The organism is Streptomyces sp. SID486 (assembly GCF_009865385.1).
Lineage (GTDB): Bacteria > Actinomycetota > Actinomycetes > Streptomycetales > Streptomycetaceae > Streptomyces.
Window position 1 is genome coordinate 1 of the sequence record NZ_WWJT01000307.1, and the last position, 6,483, is coordinate 6,483.

5 protein-coding genes are annotated in these 6,483 nt (G+C 73.7%); 2 read left to right on the forward strand and 3 right to left on the reverse strand.

Annotation, left to right across the window (positions count from 1 at the left end; translation table 11 throughout):
* Nucleotides 1–103 precede the first annotated feature (103 nt).
* Nucleotides 104–1,309, forward strand: a complete 1,206-nt coding sequence (locus GT045_RS14530; RefSeq protein ID WP_161334424.1) for a VWA-like domain-containing protein — start codon at nt 104–106, stop codon at nt 1,307–1,309.
* A 20-nt stretch (nt 1,310–1,329) separates the two neighbouring features.
* On the opposite strand, the gene GT045_RS14535 is transcribed toward GT045_RS14530, so the two are convergent.
* Nucleotides 1,330–2,565 (reverse strand): glycosyltransferase, encoded by a 1,236-nt coding sequence (locus tag GT045_RS14535; protein WP_161334422.1) that lies wholly within the window; start codon nt 2,563–2,565, stop codon nt 1,330–1,332.
* Nucleotides 2,566–2,760: 195 nt separating this feature from the next.
* Nucleotides 2,761–3,126: a hypothetical protein gene (locus GT045_RS14540; RefSeq protein ID WP_161291313.1), complete on the reverse strand. Its 366-nt coding sequence runs from the start codon at nt 3,124–3,126 to the stop codon at nt 2,761–2,763.
* Nucleotides 3,127–3,509: 383 nt separating this feature from the next.
* Between GT045_RS14540 and GT045_RS14545 the strand changes: the two genes are divergently transcribed.
* Nucleotides 3,510–4,874 (forward strand): alkaline phosphatase, encoded by a 1,365-nt coding sequence (locus GT045_RS14545; protein ID WP_161334423.1) that lies wholly within the window; start codon nt 3,510–3,512, stop codon nt 4,872–4,874.
* A 275-nt stretch (nt 4,875–5,149) separates the two neighbouring features.
* On the opposite strand, the gene GT045_RS14550 is transcribed toward GT045_RS14545, so the two are convergent.
* Complete coding sequence (locus GT045_RS14550) at nt 5,150–5,764, reverse strand: zinc ribbon domain-containing protein (RefSeq protein ID WP_202528071.1); 615 nt, start codon at nt 5,762–5,764, stop codon at nt 5,150–5,152.
* Between the last annotated feature and the right edge of the window lie 719 nt (nt 5,765–6,483).

Sequence of the window (6,483 nt, forward strand, 5' to 3'; positions counted from 1 at the left end):
CCCGATGACCCCGCCCCCGCCGCCGCGCCCCGTACGGGCAGCGGCGCCGGGGCCGGTCGGCGGTCACGGTCTGCGCGAGCAACAGCCGGGCCTGCCACTGGACATGGAGAAGCTGCTGGCCGCGCGCCTGCACGCGGTGAAGGTGCGCCCCTACCTGGCCACCGCGCTCTTCTCGCTGCACGTGGTCGAGGACCGTTCGGTGCCCACGATGGCCGTGGACGTGCACTGGCGCTGCTACGTTTCCCCCGGCTTCGTGGCGCGGACCCCGCTGGAGGACCTCGCGGGTGTCTGGGTGCACGAGGTCTCCCATCTGATCCGTGACCACCACGGCCGGGGCGAGCGGTACGCCAGGGAGAGGGGCGAGTACGGGCCCGGCGAGCGGCTGCGGCGCAACATCGCGGCCGACTTCGAGATCAACGACGACATCTACGGTGACGGTCTGCCCCGGCCCGCCGGAGCCGTGCGACCGTCTCTGCTACAGCTGCCCGAAGGGCTGCTGATGGAGGAGTACCTGCGGACCGCGTCCATGTCCGGGCTCGCCGCCGAACTGGCGTGGCTGGACTGCGGCAGCGGTGCCGACGGGCAGCGCCGGCCGTGGGAACTGGGACCCGACGGCGCGCAGGCGCTCAGCCGGCAGCAGCGCGACGCGGTCCGCTTCCGGGTCGCCGAAGCCGTCAGGGGCCGGCCGGGCGAAGCACCCGAGGGGTGGCGGCGCTGGGCGGACGAGGTGTTCCATCCGCCGCAGCCCTGGCGGCAGTTGCTGGGAGCGGCGGTCCGCTCCGCCGCAGCCGCGCCGGGAGGCGGTGAGGACCACACCTACCGGCGTCCCTCCCGCCGGTCGGCCGGTCTTCCCGGAGTGCTGCTGCCGGGCCTGCGCCGTATGCCGCCCCGGGTGTGCGTGGTGATCGACACCTCCGGATCGGTGAGCGACGCCGAGCTGGGCACCGCACTGCTGGAGGTCGCGGCGATCGCGCGGGCGGTGGGCGGACGGCGCGACCTGGTCTCCGTGATCTCCTGCGACGCGGCGGCCGGGATCGCCGTTCCGCTCTGCGGCGCGGAGGACATCGAACTGATCGGCGGCGGGGGCACGGACCTGCGCTCGGGTTTCGCCCGGGCGCTGCGTGCCCGGCCACGCCCGGACGTGATCGTCGCCCTCACGGACGGCCAGACGCCGTGGCCCTCCGCACAGCCGCCCTGCCGAACCGTCGTCGGCCTCTTCCGCCGCCCGGCCCGTGCCGGGACGGGGAAGGACGCCGACCACGTCCCCGACCCCCCACCGTCCTGGGCACGCGTCGTCGTCGTCGGCTGACCGCGCGGTCGCCGCGTCGCTCAGACCGACACGGAACGCCGTTCGCGGCCGGCCGTTTCGAGCAGCAGCCGCGCGGCCACCGTCCGCCCGTCGGAGCGGATCGTGCCCGCCACGCTCCGGGCCCGGGCCCGGGTCTCGGCCGTCAGGGCCGTGGTGAGCGCGGCGGACAGCGTCCCGAAGTCCGGTACCGGGCCGTCATGGGCCGCGCCGATGCCCAGCTCGGCCACCCGGGCGGCCCAGTAGGGCTGGTCCGCGATCAGGGGTACCACCACCTGGGGCACGCCGGCCCGGGCGGCCGTGGTCGTCGTGCCCGCCCCGCCGTGATGCACGACGGCGGCCACCCGCCGGAACAGCGCCTGCTGGTTGACCTCGCCGACGACGAGACAGTCGTCGGCGTCGTCGACCGGCGACAGCCCCGCCCAGCCGCGCGCGAGGACCACACGGCGGCCCTGCGCACGGCTCGCCTCGATGGCCACCCGGGCGATGTCCTTCGGGGCGTACGCGGCCATGCTGCCGAAACCCACGTACACCGGCGGTTCGCCGGCGGCCAGGAACGCCTCGAGGTCGGCGGGGAGCGGGCGGTCGTCGGGCAGGATCCACGCCCCTGTCTGCACGACGTCGAGGTCCGTCAGGCCCTTCGACGGACACAGCGTCGCGTCCGCGGCCAGCCACGGCCGCTCGGTGAGGACATGGTCGCGGACGTTGTCCACCGGTGGCAGGCCGATCGCCGCCCGGTGGGTGTTGAGCGCCTCGCCGTACAGGGCGTTCACCCGCTGCGCGTCCTGCTCCCACAGCACCCGGGGATCGGTCTCGTCCGCCGGGGACGGCGTACCCGGCCGCGCCCCCGGGCGGAAGTGCTTCGACGGCAGTCCGAGGGTGTGGAAGCAGGCGAGCACGTAGGGGATGCCCATCTTCTCGGCGACGTCCCGCGCGCCGGCCGGCATCAGACCGGTCGCGAGCAGGGCGTCACATCCCTCTGCCGCCGCGGAGAGCGTGGCGAACCGCGCGGCCACCAGTTCCGGAGCGAGCCGGAACGCGTCCTCCTTCGTCGGCTTCCGCGGGCCCGCCACCACCGAGCGCACCGACGGGCCGAGCGGCACCAGCGGCACACCCACCCGCGCCAGCAGCGCCGCGAACTCCTCGTCCGGGGGCGCGCACACAAGCGCCTCCGCACCGACTTCCCGTAGCCCCACCGCCAGTCCTGCCAGCGGTTCGACGTCTCCGCGTGATCCCCACGTAGTCAACAGCACGCGCACTTGGCGACTCCCATTTTCTGCCGGTGCCGGGTTCGGTCGCCGATTGTGCGGCACCACGGGGGCCTTGCCGCAAGCCCCCCTGTGCGCTATAAGTTGAGAGTGGCAAGGAGTGCGCTCTCCTTGCCTTCTCTCTTTCCCCCGGCCGCTGTGAGCGGAGGGTGGAGGGCGGCGGACCGTGCGGATCGCCGACGGCGGCTATCCCGGCCGGCACCCACTCGCGAACAGGGAGTCACCGTTGACCGTCACGGTGGAGCACACGACCGACAGATCGTCGACGACGTAGGTGTGCGGGCCGGTGGGCGTCTGGGCGTTGGACGTCGCCGTGCCGACCGTGAAGTGGTACGGCGTGCCGCCGTCGGTGAAGCCGCACGCCGAGGCCGAGGCGAAGAGGTTGGGGAAGAGGTATCCGCTGCCGGCCGGCAGCAGGGCGATGGACGTCGACGTCGGGCAGTGGGTCGTGGTGGCCGCCTGCGCGGTCTGGGCCGGTACGACGACGGTGACGACGCCGGCCGCAGCCGTCGCCACGCCCGCTGCCGCGACGCGGCGTAAGAGCTGTCTCATGACGTTCCTCCGGATGGTCGGCGGGGGCTTCCCGGGACGGTGGGGCCATACCCCGTCCCGTCGTGGCTTCACACCTCACCGGATCCCACGCCCTGTCAGTGGCCGGTGCCAGGCACGTCGTTCGCCGCCGGCCGGCGCGGCACCGTCCCCGCGCACCGTCCCCGCGCGCCGTCCCCGCGGGTCCGGGCCGCTGCGACGCCGGTCCGTCGCCGGCCACGCGCCCGCCCGCCGGGGGCCCAGGCTCCGGCGCACCGACCCCCGCGCGTGTCATTTCGCGGATACATTCGGACGGCCAGCCGTTTACCTCCGCTTTGCCAGCGCATGGTCATCTGAGTCCCGTCGGTGCCCACATCGTCCTGCCGGACACTCCAAGGAGCCATTCCATGCACAGACCCACCCGTCGTCACCTCGTCGTCGCCACCGCGCTCGTCGCCGCGACCACGGCCGCCGTGGCCGTCACCACCGCCGCCGGCGCCTTCGACGACGCGCGGCAGGCGAAGGACGCGATCAAGAGCGGGAAGGCGAAGAACGTCATCCTGCTCATCGGTGACGGCATGGGGGACTCGGAGATCACCCTCGCCCGTGACTACACCGTCGGTGCCAACGGCCGCCTGAACATGGACAAGTTCCCGCTCACCGGCGCCTACACCACCTACGCGGTGCACGCCGACGGCACCCCCGACTACGTCACCGACTCCGCCGCCAGCGGCACCGGGTGGGCCACGGGCGTGAAGACCGTCAACGGCCGCATCTCCAAGACCCCCGGCACCGACAAGCCCGTCAGGACCCTCCTGGAGCTGGCGCAGCGGAACGGCTACGCCACCGGCGACGTCACCACCGCCGAACTGACCGACGCCACACCGGCCGTGCTCGCCTCCCACGCCACCGACCGTTCCTGCCAGGGCCCGGCCGACATGGCCAAGTGCCCCACCGACACGATCGCCGCCGGCGGCCCGGGCTCCATCGCCGAGCAGGAGGTCAACCACAAGGTCGACGTCCTCATCGGCGGTGGCATGCAGCGATTCGAACAGAAGATCACCGCCGGCAGGTACAAGGGCCTCACCGTCACCCAGCAGGCCAGGAAGCTCGGCTACCAGGTCGTCACCGACAGGGCCGGCCTGAAGGGCGCGAAGCCCGGCAAGCCGGTGCTGGGTCTGTTCGCCACCGGCAACGTGCCCGTCGAATGGACCGGCAAGGCGGCCGCGCTCGGCGGCACCAGCCCGCAGCGGTGCGTCACCTCCAACCCGGGGCGTCCGTCGACGACCCCGAGCCTCGCGGACTCCGCCACCAAGGCGATCCAGCTGCTGGAGGCGAAGCAGCAGCGGAACCACTCCAAGCAGGGCTTCTTCCTCCAGATCGAGGGTGCCTCGATCGACAAGCAGGACCACGCAGCCGACCCCTGCGGCCAGATCGGCGAGACCGCGGCGTTCGACCGCGCGGTGCGGGTGGCCCGCGCCTACGCGGCCAAGCACCCCGACACCCTCGTGGTCACCACCGCCGACCACGCCCACACCAGCCAGATCGTCCCGCTGGAGGCCACGCCGCCCGGGCTGTCCAGCACTCTCGTCACCGACGAGGGCCAGCAGCTCAAGGTGAACTACTCCACGAACACCCCGGGGCAGTCCCAGGAGCACACCGGCACGCAGGTCCGCATCGCCGCCCAGGGCCCGCAGGCGTACCGGGTCCTCGGCGTGACCAACCAGACGGGCCTGTTCACCACGATCCGTGAGGCGCTGCGCCTGCGCTGACCCGTGGACGGGGCGGCCGGCGCCACCCCTCCCGCACCGAGCAGAGAGCGTGCCGTCCGGTGGACGGCACGCTCTCCCGCTGTCCGGCGGCGTTCCACCGGCTTCCCGCGTCCCCCACGTGCTGACACGCGGTGGCGCTGGTGGAAATCCATCTCGTGGAAATCCGTGTCGGCGATTCTCCGCCGCTCGACCGTGGTGGCCTCCTACCCGGCCTTCAGTACGTGACGGGGGGCGGCTGCCCTGTTGAACGCGCCGGATCGAACGGGCGGCACGCGTCAGGTCCGCTGGAAGAACTCGACCTCCGCGAGGGCGATACCGCGGCCACGGGTCAGTCCGACGGGCGCGTTCAGCGTCAGCCGGATCTTCCGGACGTCGCTGATGCCGACGGGAACCGTCTGCGATCCGGGCTTGTCGCTCAGGTCGATCTCCTGCCGGTGCACCTTCCCGTCCTGCGCGGTCACCTCCATGTCCACACGGAGGGCGCGTGCTTGGCGCGCGTACTCCTCGGCGGACTTCGACGCACCGTTGGTGATGATCAGGTCGACCAGCCGGAACGGCTTGCCGAAGCTGTACGTCACGGACGCGCCGGGACGGGACGTCGCCCAGTAGCGGTTGCTGAGCCCGTCCGTCGTCAGGTCCGCCGTATGCCCCGGCAGCTGATCGGTCGCCGTGACGCGCGCCGGCGTCACCGGCTTGGCCTTGCCCAGCTTGTCCCGCGTGTCCTCGAAGAGGTTCCGGCCCGCCGGGAGCAGCAGGAAGCCCGCGGCGCACAGCGCCAGCACCACGGCGAGGATGACCAGGAGCCGGGTCAGGCGGCCGGAGCCCGCCCGGGTGCGACGGCGGAACGGCCAGACGGTGCGCCACCACGGCAGTGGCTCCGGCCCGGTCACGGAGGTCAGCGGCGCGGCACAGCGCCGGCAGAACCGGCGGTGCGGTTGGTTGGGCGTACGGCAGACCGGGCACGGCACACCCGCGGCGTCCTCGTCCGCCGTGACGGGCCGGACCACCGGCCGGGGCGCCGCCGCCTTGGCCGGCTTGACCGGCCGCGGAGCGTCCGGACGCGTCGGCGGGACCGGCCGGGCCGGGGGAGGGGAGGCCGGCGCGACCGGACGGGCCGGAGGCGGGGAGGACGGACGGTTCGCAGACGAGGAGGCCGGACGGGCAGGGGCCGGAGAGGTCTCCGCGCTGGATGGGGACGGAGAGGGAGTGGCCGGTCCGGCAGGGGTGCGGCGTGCGCGGCTGTCGTCCGAGGGCCCACGGGACCCACGGGACCCACGCGACCCGCGGGACGCACGGACGTCCGCGCCCGCGCCGCCTGCCGCGCGGGTGTCCCCGGGGGCACGGGATGCGGAGGTGTCCGGGTCCGTACCGTCCGTCGTACGTCCGGCGGCCCCGGCCGTGTCCGGTGTCCGTGTGCCGCCATCCTCAACGCTGTCGTGGGTGCGTGCGCCCGGCCGACCGCTGTCGCGCGCGGACACCACAGGACCGCTGTCCGAGCCGTGCGTACGAGCCTCTGGAGCCGGGTCCGAGCGGTGTGCACCGGCATCCGGGGCCGGGTCCGAGCGGCGCCCACCGGCATCCGGGGCCGGGTCCGAGCGGTGTGCACCGG

Excerpts from the sequence above, each read along its gene's own strand:
- GT045_RS14530 (WP_161334424.1), top strand. The coding sequence starts at position 104 with ATGGAGAAGCTGCTGGCCGCGCGCCTGCACGCGGTGAAGGTGCGCCCC.
- GT045_RS14540 (WP_161291313.1), bottom strand. The coding sequence starts at position 3,126 with ATGAGACAGCTCTTACGCCGCGTCGCGGCAGCGGGCGTGGCGACGGCT.
- GT045_RS14545 (WP_161334423.1), top strand. The coding sequence starts at position 3,510 with ATGCACAGACCCACCCGTCGTCACCTCGTCGTCGCCACCGCGCTCGTC.